At 51.4% G+C, this 22,574-nt stretch carries 20 protein-coding genes; all 20 read right to left on the bottom strand.

Annotated elements, in window-relative coordinates:
- Positions 1-1,962, bottom strand: a complete 1,962-nt coding sequence (asnB, locus tag COMA1_RS12590; protein ID WP_090749754.1) for an asparagine synthase (glutamine-hydrolyzing) — start codon at positions 1,960-1,962, stop codon at positions 1-3.
- Between the two features lie 51 nt (positions 1,963-2,013).
- Entirely contained in the window at positions 2,014-2,922 is a 909-nt protein-coding gene (locus tag COMA1_RS12595) for an aldo/keto reductase (protein WP_218055377.1), read from the bottom strand.
- A gap of 8 nt (positions 2,923-2,930) precedes the next feature.
- The gene (locus tag COMA1_RS12600; protein ID WP_090749058.1) at positions 2,931-4,034 is read right to left on the bottom strand and encodes an acyltransferase; all 1,104 of its coding nucleotides are present in this window, start codon (positions 4,032-4,034) and stop codon (positions 2,931-2,933) included.
- Positions 4,035-4,067: 33 nt separating this feature from the next.
- Positions 4,068-4,832, bottom strand: coding sequence for an SDR family oxidoreductase (locus COMA1_RS12605; RefSeq protein WP_090749060.1), 765 nt, complete (start codon positions 4,830-4,832; stop codon positions 4,068-4,070).
- The gene (locus COMA1_RS12610) at positions 4,829-5,293 is read right to left on the bottom strand and encodes a 3-hydroxyacyl-ACP dehydratase FabZ family protein (RefSeq protein ID WP_090749063.1); all 465 of its coding nucleotides are present in this window, start codon (positions 5,291-5,293) and stop codon (positions 4,829-4,831) included. Before COMA1_RS12610 ends, COMA1_RS12605 begins: the two co-directional genes overlap by 4 nt.
- Before the next feature lie 35 nt (positions 5,294-5,328).
- A complete protein-coding gene (locus COMA1_RS12615) occupies positions 5,329-5,577 on the bottom strand; it encodes an acyl carrier protein (RefSeq protein WP_176698032.1) in 249 nt (82 codons plus the stop codon).
- A 28-nt stretch (positions 5,578-5,605) separates the two neighbouring features.
- Positions 5,606-6,373: an SDR family NAD(P)-dependent oxidoreductase gene (locus tag COMA1_RS12620; protein WP_090749067.1), complete on the bottom strand. Its 768-nt coding sequence runs from the start codon at positions 6,371-6,373 to the stop codon at positions 5,606-5,608.
- Positions 6,370-7,419, bottom strand: coding sequence for a 3-oxoacyl-ACP synthase III family protein (locus COMA1_RS12625; protein ID WP_090749071.1), 1,050 nt, complete (start codon positions 7,417-7,419; stop codon positions 6,370-6,372). The genes COMA1_RS12620 and COMA1_RS12625 overlap by 4 nt, the downstream gene beginning before the upstream one ends.
- Positions 7,406-8,080, bottom strand: a complete 675-nt coding sequence (locus COMA1_RS12630) for a YdcF family protein (protein ID WP_090749073.1) — start codon at positions 8,078-8,080, stop codon at positions 7,406-7,408. The genes COMA1_RS12625 and COMA1_RS12630 overlap by 14 nt, the downstream gene beginning before the upstream one ends.
- Positions 8,081-8,176: 96 nt before the next feature.
- Positions 8,177-8,329 (bottom strand): DUF5989 family protein, encoded by a 153-nt coding sequence (locus COMA1_RS21115; protein WP_176698033.1) that lies wholly within the window; start codon positions 8,327-8,329, stop codon positions 8,177-8,179.
- Positions 8,330-8,364: 35 nt separating this feature from the next.
- The gene (locus COMA1_RS12635; protein ID WP_090749075.1) at positions 8,365-8,766 is read right to left on the bottom strand and encodes an SxtJ family membrane protein; all 402 of its coding nucleotides are present in this window, start codon (positions 8,764-8,766) and stop codon (positions 8,365-8,367) included.
- Between the two features lie 13 nt (positions 8,767-8,779).
- Entirely contained in the window at positions 8,780-10,624 is a 1,845-nt protein-coding gene (locus COMA1_RS12640; protein WP_090749077.1) for a carbamoyltransferase family protein, read from the bottom strand.
- A 121-nt stretch (positions 10,625-10,745) separates the two neighbouring features.
- Positions 10,746-11,177 carry a fibronectin type III domain-containing protein gene (locus COMA1_RS12645; RefSeq protein WP_141654334.1) on the bottom strand — a complete coding sequence of 144 codons (432 nt, stop codon included), beginning with the start codon at positions 11,175-11,177 and terminating at the stop codon, positions 10,746-10,748.
- Between the two features lie 103 nt (positions 11,178-11,280).
- A complete protein-coding gene (locus tag COMA1_RS21410; protein ID WP_218055378.1) occupies positions 11,281-12,417 on the bottom strand; it encodes a sugar transferase in 1,137 nt (378 codons plus the stop codon).
- 23 nt (positions 12,418-12,440) lie between these two features.
- Positions 12,441-13,442 (bottom strand): Gfo/Idh/MocA family protein, encoded by a 1,002-nt coding sequence (locus COMA1_RS12655; protein ID WP_090749081.1) that lies wholly within the window; start codon positions 13,440-13,442, stop codon positions 12,441-12,443.
- A 748-nt stretch (positions 13,443-14,190) separates the two neighbouring features.
- Positions 14,191-15,147, bottom strand: coding sequence for a polysaccharide deacetylase family protein (locus tag COMA1_RS12660; protein ID WP_176698034.1), 957 nt, complete (start codon positions 15,145-15,147; stop codon positions 14,191-14,193).
- Between the two features lie 2,432 nt (positions 15,148-17,579).
- Positions 17,580-18,548 (bottom strand): acyltransferase family protein, encoded by a 969-nt coding sequence (locus tag COMA1_RS12670; RefSeq protein ID WP_141654335.1) that lies wholly within the window; start codon positions 18,546-18,548, stop codon positions 17,580-17,582.
- Between the two features lie 80 nt (positions 18,549-18,628).
- The gene (locus COMA1_RS12675; RefSeq protein WP_090749087.1) at positions 18,629-19,975 is read right to left on the bottom strand and encodes an O-antigen ligase family protein; all 1,347 of its coding nucleotides are present in this window, start codon (positions 19,973-19,975) and stop codon (positions 18,629-18,631) included.
- On the bottom strand, positions 19,972-20,856 hold the full coding sequence (locus COMA1_RS22205; RefSeq protein WP_090749089.1) for a polysaccharide deacetylase family protein: 885 nt from the start codon (positions 20,854-20,856) through the stop codon (positions 19,972-19,974). Before COMA1_RS22205 ends, COMA1_RS12675 begins: the two co-directional genes overlap by 4 nt.
- Complete coding sequence (locus COMA1_RS12685; protein WP_090749091.1) at positions 20,762-22,570, bottom strand: HAD-IIIC family phosphatase; 1,809 nt, start codon at positions 22,568-22,570, stop codon at positions 20,762-20,764. The genes COMA1_RS22205 and COMA1_RS12685 overlap by 95 nt, the downstream gene beginning before the upstream one ends.
- Positions 22,571-22,574: the final 4 nt, after the last annotated feature.

Below are 22,574 nucleotides of genomic sequence, written 5' to 3' on the forward strand. Positions count from 1 at the left end.
CTAAAAAGTCGTAAATCGTTCCGGGGAAGGATAACCGTTCCGTATTCCACGCCCATGCATGAAACGGTCAAGAAGCACTGTCGTCGACAGAATACCCGTCAGTGCCATGTTGTCCTTGACGCTCGTCTCCATACCCGAGCGAAACTTCTTTACCAATGCCGCTGTGGCTCGAGCGTCAAATACTCCATCGCGAGTGATTCTTTCCGATGAGAGAAGATCCCCGATGAACTCGTCATTGCCTCCAAAGAAACTGATACCATCAGGTGCTCGATAAGGCTGTTTTGCCCTTGTTCGTATCGACTCTGGTATTAATCCTTTTACGGCCTGCTTCAATAAATATTTCTGATCAAGTACTTTCATCTTCAAGCTGACAGGTAAGCGGGCCGCAAAAGACGCTACTCGATGATCCAGGAACGGATAGCGCCCTTCGACAGCATGTGCCATCGCCACGCGATCTCCTTGCGCCGAAAGGATATATCCGGGCAGCAAGTATCGTGATTCGAGAAATTCAGCTTTAGCAAATGAGGACCACAATGAATAGGAAGACGGCAGATCGCGTTGCAAAGACGACACGGCATCAGCGGTCGCAAGTTCTGCCTGCGTCGAAACTGAGAAGAATTGTTTCGCTTTCGCCGTAAGCTCCCAGCGGGGCAAGTGCGAGAAAAAAAGACCCGTCAACTCCTGTGGGGAAACATGGAAAAAGTGTTTCAAGTATTCGAGTGATTGTCGTTGGATGCCGGGCAGATAGGGATACAGACGTTTGAGGAGGAGCGGGCGCCACAGAGAGTCTGGACGTCGGCCCCAAAATTCACGAATCTTGGTCTCTTTGAAAATATCATAGCCGCCCAATAGTTCGTCCGCACCTTCACCGGTCAGCACCACATTGAAGCCGCTGTCGCGTACGAGCTTCGAGAGAAGATAGAGGGGCGCAGGCGCGGTACGAAGGATCGGCTGCTCGGTGTGCCAGATCACATCAGAAAACACACGGGCAATGTCCTCACGGCGACATTGAACGGAGGAATGCGATGTCTTGAGGAACGAACTTGCTTCATGCTGAAACTGACTTTCATCAATGTCGCTGGATTCAAAGGTGACAGAAAACGTTCTGAGTCGTTCACCAGCGCTGATTCTCGCCAAGGCGGCGACGACCGTGGAATCAATGCCGCCGCTCAGATATGCTCCGACGGGGATATCGGCTCGCAATCGAATCTTCGTCGCATCCTGGAGTAATTCCAACAACTCCTCGGCCAATTGGCTGTCTGGTTCGTTCCGGCATTCGACCTGCGCCGTAAGATCGAGCGTCCAATAGGGTGTGATCATGATATGGCCATCCTGAACGATCAGCGAGTGTCCTGGAGACAATTGGCGGATACCACGAAATACCGTGCGAGGTGGGATTGTCGCCCAAAATGTGAACAGCTGGTCAAGGCCGGTGAGATCAATCGAGCAAGGAACTTCGGGGCAAGCCAACAGTGCCTTGATTTCCGAGGCAAATAGGAATGCTCCATCCACTTGCGTATAGTAGAGAGGCCTGACTCCGAAACGATCACGCGACAGGAAAAGCTTTCGTCTTGGAGCGTCCCAAATTGCGAAGGCCCACTGTCCATTGAGCCGTTCCACACATCGTTCCCCTTCTTCCTGGTACAGATGGAGCAAGACTTCCGTATCCGAACTCGAGGTGAAACGATGTCCTTTTGCGATCAATTCGTCGCGGAGCTCAATATAATTGAAGATTTCTCCGTTGAACGTCATCCAGATGGAATCCTGGGCGATCGACATCGGCTGATGTCCGCCTGCCAGATCGATAATGCTCAACCTGGCATGAGTAAGGCCGACCGGACCATCACTGTAGATCCCCACATCATCAGGACCTCGGTAGCGGATGGTCCCGATCATCTGACGTAGACGTACGCGGTCGACCGGTCCACCATGCATCTGGAAACTGCCGGCTATACCGCACATCTTAATGACATCTCCCATCCACAGATCGGCAAGATGAGTCCATTTGTCCCCTTACCGAAATCTGCGGCGTAATTCACGCGGCATGATATTTAGAGTCTTGATGGCGAGGGATTGCAACGGACCGGGAAGCCATTGTCTGATCAACTGATCAAAGCGGTTGCGCTGCCGATGATGCACCCTCGCGTCGAGACGAGCCCGCTGCTCCTCGCTCAATCGCCAATCCGACGCGCCACAATTGTCCAGGATATGCTCGATCGAATTTCCTTTCGGAATTGCCACGACACCCGTCTGACAGACACACCAGTTCAGGACGATCTGGGCCGAAGATTTGCCTGTTTCTCGAGCCAGCTCGGCAATCACGCCCGTAGGATCGCAATCATGTATGCGCGACAGACCTCGGGCCAGCGGACAATAGGCGATAACCGTCACATGGTTGGCTCGACAGTACGGCAGCAACTCCGTCTCGATCGTGCGATCGATCAGGTTGTAGCGTACCTGATTGGATACGATTGGGAACCGTCCCAAAGCGTTTTGCGCCGCGTGAAGTTGCCGTACTGAGAAGTTACTGACCCCAGCGAATCGCACCTTACCTGCCGTGATTAAGCCTGCAACGGCTCCCATGGTGTCAGCAATTGGGATCGTAGGATTGGGATCATGCAACTGGAGCAAGTCCATATAATCCGTGCCGAGCCGTTGTAAACTCGCATCGACCGACCGGCGCAGATCGGAGGGGCGAAAGTTCTGGGGCGAGACTTTCGTAGCGAGAAACACTCGATCACGCAAGCCTCGAACGGCTTCACCGACCACCGACTCGGACCCATAGGACTCAGCCGTGTCGATGAATAGGGCTCCGGAGTCCAATCCCCTTCGTAGCGGTAGCGGCCCCGCATGGTATTCCCAGGTGCCGATGCCAATTTCTGGGATAGTGACCCCGGTTTTCGAGAGTTCTGTCAGTATCACCGCGGCCGTCAACTCGACACAGGAGGTAGGGAAAGTGGAGGGATTCGAAATGTCCGCACGCCATAACGTTTCAAGAAATGCGCGACTTCATCACCCAACGCGTTCGACCGACGAGATTGCTCCTTCTTGGCGATCTCGATCCAGGTTGTACCTTGGGCATGCAAGTGCTGTCGCGTCTCGTCGGGAATGTCCCAAAGACTCAGTACCACATCGACTGAATCGAATGTAGGTTGATGAGTCTCCGTCCGCATATCGCTCTCGACGACTTCCAAGCTCCAGGAATCGTCGGTCTTGCACCACCACTTGGTCGATGGTTTAGATACACGGTACCGAGTTCCCTCTTGTTTGCAACAGAGGCCGGAGTCCATGAAGAAGTGAATCATTTCCCTCACGATCTTTCGGAACAGCTCAAGCTTCTGCGTATCGGACAGGTGTTTCGGAAAGTCAGGCGCTTTGCTGATGATCCGAGCCGGAAAGCCTACGGCTAACGACCGGGGTGGGATTGTGCCTTGGACGACGGACCTGGCTCCTACCACTGCGCCGTCGCCGATTTTAGTTTTTGGAAGAACAAAGACGCCCCATGCTAGGGAGACGCTGTGGCCGATCTCAATCGGCTCAAATTCCACCCCATAGCCCTCGAAGGCGCTCAAAAAAGAATTATGGCCGAAGATCAAACAGTGTCCTCCGATCCCCGAATCATCTCCCACGACGATAGACCGAGCCGGATTGATGAAGGACATCTGCATGATCTGGCAGTTACGTCCAAGCACGAAGCGGGAGTCCGGAAACTGCAAGCCGCCGACGAACACCTGTTCGTTGATCTTGCTGCCTTCCCCAATCTGTAGATACGGAGTGTCCAAGAAGGTCGTAGAACCGATTTGGACATGAGCACCGATTGCGATGTCTTTGCCGCGTATGACGGTCAGAAAACCGATTGATGTGTGTTCTCCAATACTGACCCGATCTCCACAGATGACCGAACCCCATCCGATTGAAACATGCTTCCCGATGCGATATCCGCGCAGACGATAGAGCCACTTTTTGATGAAGCTCGGCCAAAGGCCGAATAGAAGAACGTCCCGAACTGGGATGCGCGGTTTCTCAGTCAACACGTCGTACTCAACTGAACGGATGGGGCATTGTCTCTAAACCGGCAAGGAAGCGCCCCCGTCCACGATCAATGTCTGGCCGATAATGGATCGGGCCGCATCGGAGCAAAGAAAATGGGCGGCTTGTGCCACTTCTTCCGCTGTGACCAGCCGCCCCAGGGGTGATCGGTTGGCCAACTCCGCTAATCGGGCCTGGGAATCGGGCATGGAAGCCCATGCTTCCGTTGCGACAGCCCCGGGTACAATGACATTGACTCGAATCCCTCGGGGGGCCAACTCAACCGCAAGGTGTCTGGAGAGAGCCTCAAGCGCACCTTTCGATGCGCCCACGATCGAGTAAGCGGGAACGACACGTGACGCACCATGCGAACTCACCGCCACTATGCTCGCCTCCGATAAGAACCGAGCACGCAGTCGTTTGATCAGATCAAAGAACGAGCGAACATTGAGCGAAAACGTCCAATCGTAATGCCGGAGGGTCAATTCATCAAACGGTTTGTGGACGCCGGTCGCGGCACAATGCACAAGACCGTGGAGCCCACCTCCCAATCCCGTTACGCATTGTTCGAGGTTGTGTAGACCGTTCTCAATGGTCAGATCTCCCCGGCAGAGTATGAGCCGAAGCCGTTCCTGTTGTGCTAAAGCAAGCAGCGAGTCGGCAGCCTTTTGACCGCGGACATAGTTGGCGACGACCATGGCGCCGGCTCGAGCGAAGTGGAGCGAGATAGCCCGACCAATTCCTCTGGTGCCTCCTGTGACAAGAATGTTTTTGCCTTGCAGGGAATATAGTGAGTTTGTCATCTTGCCTTCGGCCGCCTCTCCGGATGAGTCCTCCAATAGGTCAACAGGATCTCATCTTGGTGTCCCACGACAAACTGCTCATGAGGGACGAATACAAAAAATAGCCCAGCGGAACAGACCTGCTTGCCTTCAACCTCCGCAAAACACTCGGCAGTCGCAAAACTCTGGCGATTCTGCGTGATTGTGGCATGCAGACGTATTTCCTGATCCGGCTTCACCCATTCGCGAAAGGTTGCGCTATTGATCTTTCCCAGCATGGCCCGACCAGGATGTGCCTCCTCTGCATCGAGACACCGTCCGGCTGCCTGGGCCATCATTTCGGTCAGGATGACGCCAGGAACGACTGGGAAACCCGGGAAATGGTCTCGAAACAGCTCTTCGGATGCCGGGAGCACCTTAGATGCAGTGATCCGCTTACCGGGCTCTAATTCAAGAATTGTATCGACAAGGATGAATCGCATGGCAGACCAACTGATGATGCATCAGCCCACTTGCATTAGGAAGGAGTCGAGGTGAGCGTACCGTGTCGGCGCATGACATCCAAGATATCGCCGACCGTTTTGACTGTCTGGATATCCTCGTCCGTCAGGACGATACCGAAGTCACTATCCAGGCTGGCCATCAACGTCAATATGCCGAGCGAATCCCATGCCGGCACGTTGTCTCGATGGGTATCCGGAGTCAATTGGTCAGGAGCTATCTCGAACACCTGTGCAATCCAAGTGACGGCCTCAGTCTGTGTCATTGTTGCTCCCTTCCTTTCGTCCATTGTGTTACTGCGCAGAACAACCTCCGTCCACAACGAGGTTGGCCCCAGTAATCCACTTGCTCTGAGGAGAGAGCAGGAACGTGGCCGCATGCGCGACATCATCAGGGCTCCCAATTCCCAGAGGGTGCATGTCTTTGAGCGCTTGTACCTGGTGGCCAGAAAGCCCGGCCAGGGCTCGCTCAGTCATTTCCGTTCGAACCATACCGGGCGAGAGCACATTGACACGGACATTTCTCCTCGCCAACTCAGTTGCCATCGCTCGGGCTCCAGCCGTCACGGCACCTTTGCTTCCGCTATAGGCAATTTGACCCGGTTTGCCGACGAGCCCATAGATGGAAGCAATAAACAGAACCGAGCCCCCCTCCTCCGTGAGAAGATCTCGTCGAGTGACTGATCGAGCCAATTCCATCCCAGCCACAAAATTCACCTGCATCATGGCGTGAAGCTTCTCGGGACTCGTGGCGCTCAAAGGAAGAGTATCGACCGTGCCTGCCGCGTGGCAGAGCCCGTATAGTCGCCCCATGGCGGCGACGGTTTCTTTGACCGCCGGCATGATTGCAGTCACGTCGGTCAAATCCAACTGCACAATCCGGCACACTGGCCCCCTCGCCCGTTGTGCAGTTTCTTTGAGCCTGGCTCGATCACGCCCGATTAAGACCAATCCCGCTCCTTGTTGAGCCAATTGGACTGCGATGGCTCGTCCAATGCCGGATGAAGCACCAGAAACAACGATTGTTTTACCCTCGAATACCCTGGGTGAATGGTCATTCACGTCAACACCTGTGACGTATTATCCAACTCCAAAGAATCTAAGATGGCATTTGAATCCAAGTCTACCAACGCCGACCCCCACGATAACCCGACCCCGTACCCCAACAGCATCAGCCGGAGTGAGCGATCCCGAGGCCTCATGAGATGCCCTTGTGTCATCGCCAGAGGGATCGATGCTCCTCCGGTATTCCCAAAGTGTCGAAGAATGATTGGAACCTTTTCTGCAGGAAGGGATTGCTTCACACACAGATGTTTCATGATGAATTGGTTGGATTGATGCAGGATGAAGTAGTCGATATCGTCGGTGCCCACGGATGCAGCCTTCAATGTCTCATCGATCAGTGTAGGAACCCGTTTGATTGTAAAATTAAAAATGAGCGCGCCGTTCATCGAGACGCTATGTTTGTGTCTGTCCTGTTCAAATCGATTCCGGAACCCACCAGACTGGATAATCATCGAGTTGTATCCGCCGCCGTCCGAATGTAAGGCATAGTGCCAGGTCGGTTCCGTCAGGCCCGTCGATTCCAACGCAGTGGCCGATCCGGCATCTCCAAACAGCAGGGACACCGAACGATCAGATTGATCGGAAAACCGGGTCGGTGTCTCTCCGTGAAGCACCAATACCCGACGCATTCCTCCCCCCTGCAGCATCATTGCGGCCAACCACATACCATAGGGATAGCCGGAACAACCAAGCCCCACATCGAAGGCGGCACAATGATCGGCAAGGTTTAGACGATGATGAATCACACAAGCGGTGGAAGGCAGAAAGTAATCAGGGGTCTGCGTCACCATAATAACGGCATCTATGGATCCCGGATGCCACCGCAATCGATCCAACAGGCGTTGAGCCGCGGCAATGCAGAGATCGCTGCTGCAGATGGTTTCCCCTGCGATATGGCGGCTCGAAACACCGGCCATACCGGTCACTTTTCGAACTTCCTCTTCCGTAAAAGCAGAAGAGTCCCTCACATTGTCAAACCGCCTGCTTGGTACGCAGGTACAGATCCCTGCGATTCTAGCCCCGGTTGTCTTAACAACTGCCATATGAGTTCCTTCCAAGCCAAGCTACTTGACCAGTTGATGCAAGGAGATCATCCGGCAGAGGCCACCATTCAGCATAGAGATACCCAATCGTTTTGCGCAGAACGATGTAAATACCCTTCACTGACAACCACCATTGTTCAGGATCGTAACTGTCTTCGATGCCGGCAATGACACCGATCGGAGTGTTTTCACCGAACGCTCGCTTGAATAACACCAGACTCTTTCGTGCGTGTGCCCCGAGGGTAAACACATTGATCCCCACAACATGGATGTGTGAGTCGAGCAGCCAACGTTTGACTGCCAACGCGGATGTATAGGTGCGATGCCTGTCAATATTGGGAACGGTAAGAATTTGAATGACTTGCTCATTTACGCCAAACTTTCTCAGTTGGTCGGCAGCGTGCGCAGCAGCGTTCTCCTCCAATGGTTCATCCGCTTGCCACCTAGGGAGGGTGCCAACCGTGACGACAAGGTCATACCCGCCGCTATTGAATTCCTTGGCCGCGTCCTTCATTGCAGCAGATTCCCAAATCCACCCTTCTACGACCAGGATATTGGCTTGGACGGGATCATTCATCGCAAGGAAATCGTGTATGGTGAAGACAAACACAACTACGGCCAGGAGAACAGCGACGATCCAACTCTTGATCGTTCCACTCATTGTGACGCATCACTATGGGATGGAGAATGAAGCCGTACCAAAGGTCTTAAGATCCACCAGTGAACATGGAGTGCGGTCGAAAGAATGGGGACACTTCTAGAAAAGCGTATAGACAAACGGGGCCAGCGCTGAGCCTTGTGTGAAGACGATCAATACACTAAACAACATCAGAACAAGAACGATGGGGAGCAACCAAAACTTCTTTCGTTCCTTCATGAATGTCCACAATTCCCCAATTACTTCGCCCATTGGACACCTCCTCCTTCATGACGACTAACAACGTCTTAGAATTGAAACTTCATATGTCCTTGTAGCCTTGGTTTCTTTGAGACACGATAGGTTGAAGAGTCTTTGGTCAAGGCCTGTCTCATCACGTCTTTCCCTATAAGGCGGAACAGAATTCCCATTGGAGTGATGAGAACGTAAAAAACAAGACCGAGCAGAATACTGGTGTTGATTCGTCCAAGGGTATGGCCCACCTGCATCCATATGCCATGTACTGGTTTTAAGAGCCCTGGGGACATCCCTCCGAGCAGCATAAGCGCTCCGCCTAGTCCAATCGCCCAGAGGCGTACCACTTCTCCTCGCATCAATAACGGCCACAGCCCAATACCAGTGAAGACCGCTCCAACCAACAGGCCAAAACTGCGCAGCTCTTTCTTCGTTGCCGATTGATCTTGTGACATGGCTATTCCTTCCTTAGTCCAGAGCAAATTCATTCCTCCAATCGGAGTCTTCTTTGAGTGGCTTCTGATCCTCTTTCCTTAGTACGCAGTTCTCGAGCACTAATAGATCCATCTCCGTCCGCATGAAGCATCGGTAGGCATCCTCCGGGGTGCACACGATCGGCTCGCCACGGACGTTGAACGACGTATTGACCAGAACCGGGCAACCCGTCTTCCCCTCAAAGGCTTTCAGCAGCCGGTAGTATCGTGGATTCGTCTCCTTGTGCACGGTCTGGACTCTTGCCGAGTAGTCGATGTGAGTGACGGCTGGGATCTCGGAACGAGGAACGTTCAGTAAGTCGATTCCCCAGAGGTCTCGCTGGCCAGGATCAAATGGCAAGCGGCGCCTCTCTTGTACTGGCGCAACCAGCAACATATAGGGACTGTCGCAATCCATCTGGAAATAGTCGGAGACACTTTCCCTCAACACGGAGGGCGCAAAAGGTCTGAACGATTCGCGGTATTTAATTTTACGGTTCATAACAGATTGCATCTTCGCACTTCGGGCGTCTCCCAAGATACTGCGTCCACCTAACGAGCGCGGGCCGAACTCCATGCGTTCCTGAAACCACCCCACAACCTTTTCTCCGGCTAGATCATTTGCCACACAATTGAATAGTTCATCGTCGTTGAGTCGCTCATAGACAGCGCCAATCGCCTTCAGCCTCGCCTCGACCTGGTCATTCGAGAACGCAGGTCCGAGATAACTCCCGCTCATCCGATCTGTGACATTATCTGCTGTTCGTGGTTGTCCTTCATGTTGGTGCCAGGCACTGAGCGCTGCGCCTAGTGCTCCTCCCGCATCGCCGGCGGCCGGCTGAATCCAAAGGCCTCTGAAGGGACCTTCTCGTAGGATCCGGCCGTTGCCGACACAGTTCAAGGCCACTCCTCCCGCCAGACACAGATAATCAACCCCGGTTTCACGATGCATGGTGTTTGACAGACGCAGCATCACTTCTTCCGTCACTTCTTGTATAGAGCGCGCGAGATCCATCTCGCGCTGAGTCAACTGTGTTTCAGGCTTCCTGGGCGGGCCTCCGAACACGTCATCAAATTTCCGGCTGGTCATAGTCAGGCCTGTGCAGTAGTTGAAGTAATCCATATTCATCCGGAACGTACCGTCAGGCTTGAGATCCAACAGATGGTCGTAAATAGCCTTCACATACTTGGGGCTCCCATAGGGCGCCAATCCCATTACTTTATACTCACCAGAATTGACCTTGAATCCCGTGTAATAGGTGAAGGCTGAGTAGAGCAGTCCCAATGAATGCGGAAAGGGAATTTCCCAGAGAGGTGTCAGCGCGTTACCGTCTCCCAGCCATGCCGAGGTGGTGGCCCACTCACCCACCCCATCCATGCAGAGGACACCGGCTCTCTGATACGGTGATGCGAAAAATGCCGAGGCAGCATGGGATTCGTGATGCTCTCCGAACAACAGCTCGGGAAGATCGGATTTCTGTAATCCATCAGCACAAGTCAGAAGCGCATTGTTGAGAGCGTTGCGCAGCAGCAACTTCTCTTTCAGCCAAACCGGCATCGCCGCCAGAAACGATTGCACCCCACTAGGCGCAAATCCAACATAGGTTTCCATCAGGCGTTCAAACTTCACAAGGGGTTTGTCATAGAAGACCATATATTTCAAATCCTGAACCCCAATGCCGGCCTGGGCGAGGCAGTAACGCACAGCCCTGGCAGGGAACCCCGGATCATGCTTTCGTCGCGTAAAGCGTTCTTCCTGAGCTGCAGCGAGAATCATGCCGTCTTTGACAAGACAAGCCGCGCTGTCATGGTAATAAGCAGAAATGCCGAGTATGTACATGCTGTCAACGGGCTCCCTTTTCGGTGATCACGGCGACGGGTGTCGCCACGAGAATCTCGCTGCCGGACCACGGCGTCATGGCCCTATCAGATTGCACGTTGCCCGCCTAGTCACGCACTTTTCAAGATGGACAACAATCGATCTGCGCGGTACGGGTGAAGACCTCATTTGAGCAGCTGCTGTCGAGTCCATTAAAGGCGCTCACTGCAAAGTAGTAGGTCAATCCCGGATCTAGATTAGGCACAGTCCCGTGGCTGGTGGCCATAAATAGCTTGTGATCATACGCGCACGAGCCTGGCTGATTGGGAGAGCGTTTCCCATAATGAATGTAGTAGCCAACCACGCTTGAATCTTTGACTGAATCCCATGCCAAGCTGACAGCCATTCCTGCATGGGTGGTATTCATAGTCTGCTCCTGCTCGTCACTCCCCGCGCACCCGACCACAGCCAGGAAGAGCAAACTGATGAGTACCGTAGCGCTTCTGCCGATGACGAATATGGGATTCCAGTGTGCATGATGCACAACAAGAAGTCGTTTGCGAAATATCTTCATGCCCATACCTTCAGTTGTCGGCTCTAGGCTGCGCACCGTGATCTCAACCCCCACCAGCTTTAGGTAGTGACAAACAGCTTAAAAAGAAGGGATAGATATCGTGTCAACAGGCGCCTTTGCCTGTAATCATGGCGGCTGGTGTCGCAAGCAGAATTTTGATGTCGCACCACAGGGACATGGTCCTGGCATACTGTAAGTCAAGGCGTACCATCTCATCGAAGGTGGTACGGCTCCGACCCACCACTTGCCAGAGGCCAGTCATACCTGGCTTGGCCTCTAAAAGGCGACCTTTGTGCCATGGCTTATATTGTTGCAGCTCGTATGGGATCGGGGGCCTCGGTCCCACTAAGGACATGTCACCGATCAATACATTCCAGAGTTGCGGCAGTTCATCAAGGCTGGTTCTCCGAAGAAATCGGCCGATGGAAGTGACCCTGGAGTCATTTGTGAGCTTGAAGACGACCGGTTTCTCTTTCTCTTCAGTCTGTTCGTGGTTACTTGCGGTGATGAACCAGCTCACATAGTCCTGATGAGCCTGCTGATCCGCGCTTGAGTACATGCTTCGGAACTTGTACATCGTGAAGGGTTTCAGGAGATGCCCCACTCGAAGCTGCTTGAAAAACACCGGTCCTGGCGACGAAAGTTTGACGAGCACGGCGATGAAGGCAAATAAGGGTAACAAGAGAGTTAACAGTATGGAGCTAAACGCAATATCCATACCTCGTTTGATCGACTGAGAATGCGAGCGGGTTAGTCTATTCGATAAGAGGTCGGGGTGCAGCAGCGGATCCAGCGTAGGCACGTCCTCCTCATTTGATGTCGTTAGATTGGGATATACACGTACGATGATAGGTAGGCGTTGTGCAAGCTCCGCATTACCCTGCTGCGCGATTGCACATCGACAGGAGTTCTCAAGTCGATGGGAAATGCCGGGCAGATCGGTCGCATTGAGTTCGGGCATAATCAAACCGATAACGCTCGATTCTTCAAACCAGCCAAGAGTATCCAAGTCTGATGCAACCACCACTAAGGCGTTGGTTATGAGGCTGCTCATGGATGCCGCTTGTGTACCACCCCCACTGGGGAGACTGATTAACACCAGCGCCATGCCAAGCGCTGAGCGATTGGAACGTTTTCTTTCTCGCGTCACCGCCTCCTTGAAAAGTGGCTCATCGAGTAGGACCCAATGCGGTTTCACTGTGTCGATTGTCCCAAGTGTGAGTGTCCCTGTATGACTCATTGCCTCTCTCTCCATCAACGTGGCTATGCCAATACAATTTCTTTATGCTGGTTCAGAGATTGTTCAGCTGCTTCAAGAATACGCACGACCCGCAGCCCAGCTATTCCGTCGTTAATTGGTCTTGTCTTATTCATGATGCAGTCCAGAAAATAGCGAGTTTCTACCTTCAGCGCTTCAGCTTCTTCAATTTTGGGGGCGTACATATCGCCGGTTCTGTAGCTAACCAAGGCCGCGTGCATTCCGGTTTCATTCTTGACATCGGCACCCTTGTCATAGACGCGGAGTTTCTCTGCCAGGTCGAGGTCATTCCAGACGAGCATGCGCTTCTGACCCCCGACCAGCGTTGTGCGCATTTTTACCGGTGAGAGCCAGTTCACGTTGATGTGTGCAAGAACATTATCAGGGAAATACACGGTCAGATAGGCAATGTTCTCAAGATTGTTCACGTGGGCCCCGCCGGTCGCTACAACCAACTCAGGCTCAACGCCGATGAGGTAATCCATAATCGACAAGTCATGCGGCGCGAGGTCCCATAGCACATTGACGTCATGCTGAAATAGGCCCAAATTCACGCGTGTCGAATCATAGTAGTAGAGGCGGCCCAATGTGCCTTCATCGATAAGTTGTTTGATCTTGCGAACAGCCCCAGTAAAGAGAAAGGTATGGTCAACCATGATTTGGAGTCCACGGCGATCCGCCAGTTCAATCAGTTCCTCGGCTTCGCTGGACGTTGCTGTAAAGGGTTTCTCCACGAACACATGTTTCCCATTCTCAAGCGCTTTCTTGGCTAATTCGTAGTGGTACGAGACAGGCGTCACGATCGCCACGGCATCGATGTCCGTGGCGAGCAGCACGGCATCCGGGTTCGTTGTTACACCAATGCCGGGATGTGCGGCCATCACACGAGTCAAGGCCGCGGAAGACTTATCGCAGATCGTGACGACTTTGCAGTCGTGATGTGCGAGGAAATTTCGTACCACGTTCGGTCCCCAATACCCATACCCAATTACACCAAGACGTAACATAGTCCACTCCTTGGAAGAGGTTAGATGAAATTGCAGAACCTAGTTTTTTGGACCTGGAGACGAAGGAGAACAGTCCGCTAGCGTGAACCTTGTGAGTTCATCTGGATCCAGGACATGGATCTGAAGAGAGTGCGCCTTCGTGAATGCAAGGGCAGCACCCAAACGATCCAGCAAGCGAGCATGTAGGGTCTTACATCCGTCGACGACGGAGTCTCGTTGCAGTGTCGTCAGGAGGACACCAACGACGTAGTCTTGCCGATACCAGCCGATATGGTCAGTGTCACGGCAACAGCGAGATAGTAATGAGATGGCCTTGTCGGCTGGCTCGGTTCCCAAGGGTATGACGATGCCTTGTGGGTTTGTGCAATAGACAAGCGCGATCCGACAGGGGTGACCTGATCGTTCGGAACGTTTAGACTCGCTGGCAACGAGACAAAGGAATCTTTCTTCCGAACACACACTATCGGGAGTGGAGTATTTCGTCCTTCTCATCCATTGTTCAAACAACGGCCACCTACCCTGCCATCGCGGACCTGTACCCATGGAGATATTGAATAAACTGCACGCTGGTCCAGCTTGCTTGCTGGACAGTCTGGGATCATGAAGTATTTGAAAACTGAGACCGATGTCCGTAAGCGCAGGTTTGCGATTTGCTTAGGTCTAGAAAGTATGAATCAATTATGCGGTGTGGGTGCCAATTAAATTTGTGGGGAAGGCTATAAAGCTGGGTATTGTTTACTGCCTATGCTCATCTTCCCTCTCCACAGAGCCGACTGAAGTGACTGAGGTCCTGAGGTAATCGAGGTTTGACTTGCGCCGCAAACGCTGCAACTTCGCGAGGAAGGGCATACCAACAGCGATCCCCATATCGGGTCGTGACGTATTTGAGAAGCTGTTCATACAGATCGGCTGGATATTCCGAAGGCTGCGGCTTCCCATCAAAAGACAGGTAGTCCGGATGGACGATTACTAAGGCCATGCCTCCGTGTGAAGCCACCCAGTCAAGTTTCTGTTTCCACAGATCGATCGTCGTTTCCCTGAAAATCACGAACAATGTCGAGTCCTGCGGAAGCGTATAGGGGAGCTCCACGTAACCCTTTGAGCCGCTTTGTTGAACCCAGAATGGGAAGATCGTCCCAACCCCATCGGGTTGCGGCTCGAACGGGTCAATGTCGAAGGTGGAGGCATCGTAGGCAACATTGAGGTCATGAAGCCATTCCAAGTTGTGAAACATGAATCCTGCTCGGAAACCGGAGGCTTTCCACTTCTCGCAATATTCATTGATCTTGCGAGCCTGCACTTGAAAATGTTGCGACGAACGGTAGAGCGTTCCGTCGTGATGGAGATCATGAACAGCGATTTCAAACCCTTTATTCTCGAGTTCTGCTCGGAGGAGATCAGGTACTTGGTACTCGCCTTCTGGAACAAAATGAAACGATGAGCGGATGCCACAGGCCATATCCAGTTCCGCCAACTGTTTGCATCGAGCCAATCCTCGCATGCCCTCGACATCGTGCGTTACGACAAAAGCAAACTGCTTTCCCTTTGGCCACCCCGGCCAGCCATCCGGCGATCGAGCTGCAGGTTCCCAAATCGGCCAGGAACTGCTGAATTGCCGCCGTAGACGATTCGCCATCAGACGTCGAGCTCGCACTCGAATGGCCCAGGGAATAGCCGGCTTGAGGTAATAATAGAGTTTCTTCATATACGAGGTATTTCTAAACGCAGATGGGGGACTGGTCTCCACGTATTTAAAGAACCGAAGAGAACATATGCAGGGCTGAGGCTGAAGTTGCCACTCTACTCGCTGGACGTCGAAAAGATCTCAATCCAGACAATGGTATTTGCTGATGAGGCGTGAGTCTGTCAAAACAGCCCAGACTGAAGGGAAATCCGTACACTTTGACACGTTGCCGTACAATCCCCCATCTCAAAAATGGGGAAGAAGGTACGTGAACACGAGAGGAACGAAACAATACCGAATAATCGTCTCTGGCACCTATTTTGCTCATGTTGGTTTAGAGGTATTTTATACGTAGTTTAATGCTGAACCGGATGTACGAGTCTAGTCGTCAGGGCGTATAACGTGCCGTTGACCGCCCTCTTTTCTGAATGAGGGTAGTAGTAAGGGATGTTGCGTTAGAGGGTACAGTTAAAAATCAACCAGAGAAACTGGACACGAATGACTGCTCAAGAATTAAGCGCTGGTTCATGAGTCAATTGTGCTGTTCCCGTGACTTGAATGGTACGAATGCAATATCATGATTCAGGGCCTCAAGATCTCGGCGGTATAATCGCTGGTAATTTGTGCTTAGCAAGCCCTATTTGATTCCCTTATGACTGAACTTACATCAAATAAACATGCCGGAATACGGAGGGACCTCATGCAATTCTTATGGCTTCCACTTATATTGTTTATGGCTGCTGTGCCGATCACGCATTCTCCCGCTGAGGCGGCCTGCAGCGGAGGAGGAACTGCTTGGACATGCACCGCTGGTAGTACGGCCGCAGACATCAATTCCGCCATCAATTCGGCTAGTGATGGAGCAGTCATTACGCTTAGTACAGGCACCTACTCAGGAACTGGCATTCAACTGAGTGCGAGGAACGGCGTCACCCTGATATGCCAAACCGTGGGTGGATGTACAATGACAGGCAACGACTCAGTGTTTGAGATTAATGGGTGCCCTGCCGCCCGTACCAACCTTATGCGAATCAGCGGATTTAACTTTACCACCGCTGGCAATAACAAAATTTGGATCTACTGTACATTTGACATTACGAAACTTCGACTCGACAACCTGACCTTTACCAGCATTGGTTCTGGAAACCTAGCTATCTTCGTGGGGGAAGGTGGCGGAGGACCACCGTTTGCTGATCGCGGGGAGGTTTATGGTGTGGTGGATCATGTAACCTGTCAATCTCCTTCGCATAACTTTGTGTGCCTTCACAACACGTCAGGCGGGGACCAGTGGAGAACAGGTGGTGTAGGCTCGGCTAATGCACTCTTCTTTGAAGACAGCGTATGTAACTTTGGCACACGGGACGATTTTACCAAGAGCTGTGTAGACAACTGGCGAGCCCATGCGATGGTACTGCGGTTTAATACTGTCACAGGGTCCAATTTGCGGGCTCATAGCTATTGTCATTATGGTCCAGAAGTGATGGAAATTTACGGGAACACGATCAGTACAGAATCAGTGAGTAGCCCGGGGGCCTGGGATATTCATTTGCAGGGCAGCGGTGAGCAAATGGTCTGGGGCAATATTGTTTCTCCCCAAGGCTCCGGATCGCTCGTTCCAATCGCGACTCAAAGCTACCGAAGCGATTCCTCAAATCTTCCTCAAGGGGATTGTACTGTGATTGCCGATGGGACACAGACAGGCGTAGGTACCCCCCGTGATCCCAATGATGGGAATCGCTCCCCCACGTCATCCTACTATGGGTATCCCTATTGGCATCAGCCTGGCCGCGATGGAGCAGGCACACTCAAGCCGATGTACAGCTTTTTGAACAGGACCCGGGGAACAAATGCTATTGCTCATCTCGTCGTGAACAATTCCGGGACTTGGACCGGATCAAAAGCAAATTGTTCGAACACGAACACGAGCCGGGTGAATTGTCACCTTCAGTTAAACCGGGATCTGTATCAGGAAACTCCATCTTTCACCGGATCAAGCGGGCTCGGCGCAGGGCCCTTAGCAAACCGCCCTGCTGTTTGTACGCCAACCCCAGAATCAGCTGATGTGGGGAATGGTGGAGTTGGATATTGGGCGACCGATCAGGGGTCTTGGAACAGGAGCGCATCAAACCCAAGAGGTGCTCAATTCAATGGGGCTGATGGTGTATTATACCGTTGCTCAGCAACCAATACCTGGACAATTGCTTACACACCCTACACTTATCCTCACCCTTTACAAACAGGTGGAGGAGGAGCTAGCAATACTCCACCCCCTTCTCCAACGAATCTTACTGTCCAATGAGACCCATGGTGGGATTCCAAAATGAGAATTGCCCATAATTCACGTGGTTTCAGTTAACCATGCAGGAACAATATCCCGCAAGCTAGTGTTTTCTTGGTTGTGTTTGCCTGACTTATTGGAACGTGAGAATCACTACGTGCCTTTTCGATACAACTCAAGCAAATACTAACTGATACATGTTTCTGATTACCGCAATGTTTTTCCTGGCTTCATCAAGCACTAGGACGGTAACGATGGTCAGAACACAAGCGATGGTGAGCGAAATACCAAGGGCCATAATCGAAGGAAGATCAAAGTAGTCTATAAACTTGTGCACAAGATGCAGTATGCCTATTTGAGCAATATAGCCAAAGAGAGAGTATTGCCCCAACATAACTATCCAGTCGTACGCGACTTTCATCACTAAATGTCTGATTCCAATCATATAGATTAAGCAGACGGTTAGGCTGACCCCAACCAACTGGAGAATGTATGGTACTCCCCAAATGCTAATCGCTACCGTATAGACCAAATAAAGAGCGCCAAACTCAAACGGATATTTATAGAGATCATTAAGTCTGTCGATAGGGTAGGTTCCGCATGCTAAACCCAGAATACCAAACCCTAACATTTCAAGGTTGGGGCTAGAAACCGACCATAGACTTGATGCTGTCACGCCTAGCACCACCAGACAACAAACTCCGCAAAGAAGTAACCGGTTGCCTCCACAAATGATCAATAATGAGCCAGCTACTGGCAGGAAATAACTGATTGGAAGCAGTACCCAAAACAATGACTTAGCATTACCTGAAATATAAATATCAGCAGCACGATCAAAAAATCCAATGATGCCTGGCAATTGCCCCCTATAATTTGCGGCGAAGAGAATATTCGAGATCACATTGAGGGCCGTAAAGATCACCAGAAGTTTAATGCCACGCTGCAACAGCCTCCCAAATACATGGTTGTAGTTGAGCCCGTGCCTCCTAGGATAAACACTACTCACAAGAAAACCTGTAATGAAAATAAACGATGGAGTAATAAATCTAATATAAGTGTAAATTGCTCCTTCTGTGCTAACAAAATAGTTAATCCAATGGTACAGAAGCATCAATAAGACGAGCACTCCCTTTGTGAAATCCAAGGCAGAATTCCGATGATTGTCTCTGCTCATCTTGATCTACAGTTCCAGACTTGGTTATCCAGAAAAAGGTAACGGACTAACTAATACCTGGTACGACAGGTGGCCTGTGCAAAAACAGATCCTGGAAGGCTCTGCATGAGTACAATAACCGTCAGTAGCCAGAGAACCCCAATTTTATTGAATGACGCTTCCGAGTAGTTGTACACCACAGCAATGATCAAAACGACTAGACGAATACCAGCATCTGGTGCACCAACTATAAGCCGCTTCCTTATCCGTAGATAGGCCGCGACCAGAACACCGACCAATACGCTGATACCAAACCATCCTCCGTTGAGATAGGTTTCAAGATATCCATTATGGGCCTGAAAAATGCCTCCAAATTTCTCGAACGAGATTCTGAGTCGCTCTCCTGCCCAGAAAGTATTAAATCCAGCTCCTAAAAAGGCATTTGGCTGAAGTTCGATCAACATCGGCCAGATCTCAGTACGGGTGGTAAGAGTTGGATCTCTCCCCATTGCATCGAGGAAGTCTTCTTTAATACCGACAAGATACTCCAATATCAATATGACCGCGATTAAACAGCCTCCAATCAACTCTAATCGAATTGGACGGTTTCGTATGCCTGTTCGATGAAGGACAAGAAGAAGCACCGATCCCAATACCGCACAGAGTAGTGATGTGACGCTATTCACGATCAATAAGAGATACCAGCATGACCCCAGTGTGATCAGGCGGGACGCTAGGAACGCTCGTGGTGGTCGCCTGGCTCCTTTGGGCCACCCTTCCAAAATATCCCAAAGAAGAAATACTGCGCCAACCATGGCGAGTACACCAAGAGTGTTTTTATGGGTGGCCACCCCCACCCACATGACTTCACTTTTGTCGTAACCAACATAGGCCCTCCCCCATTCGGGAAAATAACGGATCAGTATTACGGAAAGAGGAATGCAAAGATATGACATCCTAACAAAGATCGCCTTAATCGCCTCTGCGGGAGCCAACTCCGTGAGTACTACGAGGGCCATAATGACGGCGCCAAACTCTTTAAATAACCTCTTGAAGGTGATCAAAGGATAGTCTGACCACAGAATACTGAGCCACCAAAAGACGTAGAACACAACAACAGCGGTATTCTCTTTTAGGACGGTATCCCATCGAAGTTTTCGTCGCAGCAGGACAACGCTGCCTACGAGTAGGAACAGAATGCTTATCATTGCCTCTATAGGGTTTCCTTCATCCACTGATTCTGCAAGTCCTCCTCCTCCCGTCTGGCTGAACCATTCGGTGACTGGACGGGAGCCATAGATTACGGCCCATACTACGACGATCCAGGTTGTGCGAGTTACACGCGGACGCTCTCTCTGCTCCTGGTAGTAAATCCAGATAAGGACGGTGATGAAAGCTATGAGAAGCAATAGATTCATCTGCTCCTCGAAGGGACTGAGCCGTTACAAACTAGTGCTAATGCTTTGGACACTGGGAGAATGTTTGCTCCTGAAGCGATTGATCGGTCGACTATCTTCTCGAACAACTGCGGCGCACAGCCATACATGGTAGGCTGAGGGGAAATATCATGAGTAGAAAAGATCAACCACCCATTATTCCTCTGATTACGCTCGATTAGATCCCAAATTACATCGGGCTGTTCCCTTGCTCGCTCGATAAAAAATGCATAAACATAGTTTAAGTCCACCACACCGATGTTGGCTCTCTGGGAACCAGCACGGCAGCATGCAAAGCGACGGCCTGTTTGCTTTTTTATTTGAGGCCGTGGTGTCGTGCTGATTGGATATGACATCGTCTCAAACCTCGTCCCTGGCATAATGGTTTCCAATGTTCGCTGATTTTCCAGGATAGAGTGCTGGAAACATTGCGGATCAGTATCCCAAGCATCACAGTGCCCAAATGTATGACAGCCTAACTCGTGCCCTTGAGCCAGTACTTCCTTCACATGTGCAGCGGAGCAGATACGTCCGACCGACTCCTCGCGATCCAAAAGGCCGAGCGATACATAGTAGGTGCCGGCTACACCATGTTGACGAAGAATCTCGCCTCCCACTTCCAAGGCCGACAAGGGGAAATCATCGAAAGTGAATGAGATCAACGGCATCGTATTCCGCATCTTTACCGGTCTTCGACAGAAAGCTGCCGCCACAGTTCTTCGATACTTTCCTTGGATCCTCTCCAACACACCCGCGATGCGCACTCCCCTATCCCCTCTCATCGTTATGTATATGAATGATGTTCTCCTTTGGGATAGCCCGTGATTTAGAGTATTTGAGAGAAAGAAGGCCATCCCTCTCATCAATGCATTCGAACCCAATCTCTTCAAACATTTTCCCAGGCTTTGCGTTTTTCTCTGTCTTCCGATAATTGGCAAAAAAATCACGTCTTTCCGGAAGGGAATACTTGTCTAAAAGGTATGCTAGAAACGCATGTTCCACTCGCTTACCTTGAATTCGACAACTAAACATCAGATCCATCAAGCGAGGCTCCTGAACATCCACTACGGCAAAGCCTACGATCCCATAGCTTCCGAACCTGTCAGTGCACCGAATGACGAACGTTTCATGGGCGTGAGATTGTCCAAGTTCTGTCAATTGTTCGCGTGGATACCTAGCACCCGAGAAATTCATTTGATTCGTTCGCTGCGCTAACTCGTACACACGTTCTAAATTCTCACCGGTGAGTTTCGTCAGCGTCACTTTGATTTTACATTCCTGGAGAAATGTTCCATAGTCGCCATCAAATGATTCTTGAACGAGTTGACGCTCCTTCTCCTGCTGATACATGGCGCGTCGGTGCTGACTCTCTTCCGTAATCGGTACCTGACACTCTGGCCGGGAGAGAAGCTGTCCGGCGTCAGCTGCATCCACGACCGCAACGTGAGGGTGTGCACTTCGCACTTCCTCTCGCTCAAAAGGTTGATCATCCACAAACGCTAAACTCTCTATCCCAATGTTGAGTAATTGCGCGATTCTTGCGATCGAGAGGCTTTTCTGATCCCAGCTGATTTGTGGATAGAGAAAGTACTTGTCTATCCCCCAAAGCTGAAGTACTTGGACGGCATCAGCATAATTATTCTTACTGGCTATCGAGTGCAGGATGCCGCGCCGGTCCGTTTCTCTGATCACCTCAACGATGTCATGCCGAAGCTTGAGTCGATCAGGCCCATCCTCGATAAGTGTTCCGTGCCACAGGGTATTGTCAAGATCCCATACGATGCATTTCCATGGCTTCGTCGCCTCAGTTGAGGGCCCCTTCACTTCTTTCTTGGGATATAACCATGCGAAGTCTATAAAGCCGAAATACAGAACCGTATCGTCAGCCTCATTCGGCACGATCTCCACTTCAAATGGTCGTGCAAGGTCTATCCGCTGGAGAATGTCGCTTACAGCAATGTGTTCGATGAGAAATCCCGGCACGGACTGAACGACTCGTTGGAATACGCTGGTAGAAATCTCATTGCGCATTCGAATTGAAAAGGTCAGATTGATCGGTTTTTGGGTTGGGTTATAACACTCAATGAGGAAACAGTCGGGAGGGACGTCAGCTGGAGAAGCCCTCTCAGCCTCGCATCGACGAAGGTAGGCGACCTTCCCCAAGACCTTCGACTTGAGTTGCCGAGGAAGTGGTGCTGATCGCGCAAGTGCGCCGATCATCATGTTCCTCTTTTCCTTGCGCAACGACTCTTGCCGTGAATACCGGGCAAGATTACCGACCGTCCAAAGCTTTCCCCACCGCTTGAACCGAAGTTTCAAAAGATAAGGCCTGACGACTTCATCGGTGTCGACACGCGTCATGCCGTCAATAAACAACCTGCAACCCCCATCCTCTCGTGGATCGTAAAGTTCACATGTGGTGTAACACGTCGGCCATGCACATTCAGTACAATGCTCCCCCCATGGCAGCGCCGTCCGGAACTCCACCAGAGATGTGAGTTCCTCAAACCGTTTAACAATATTCGGAGGCAGGGCGTCGATCGATTCTAAGCGATCATTGATTTCAGATTCATACATGGAG

The sequence above is a fragment of the Candidatus Nitrospira nitrosa genome, assembly GCF_001458735.1.
Taxonomy (GTDB): domain Bacteria; phylum Nitrospirota; class Nitrospiria; order Nitrospirales; family Nitrospiraceae; genus Nitrospira_D; species Nitrospira_D nitrosa.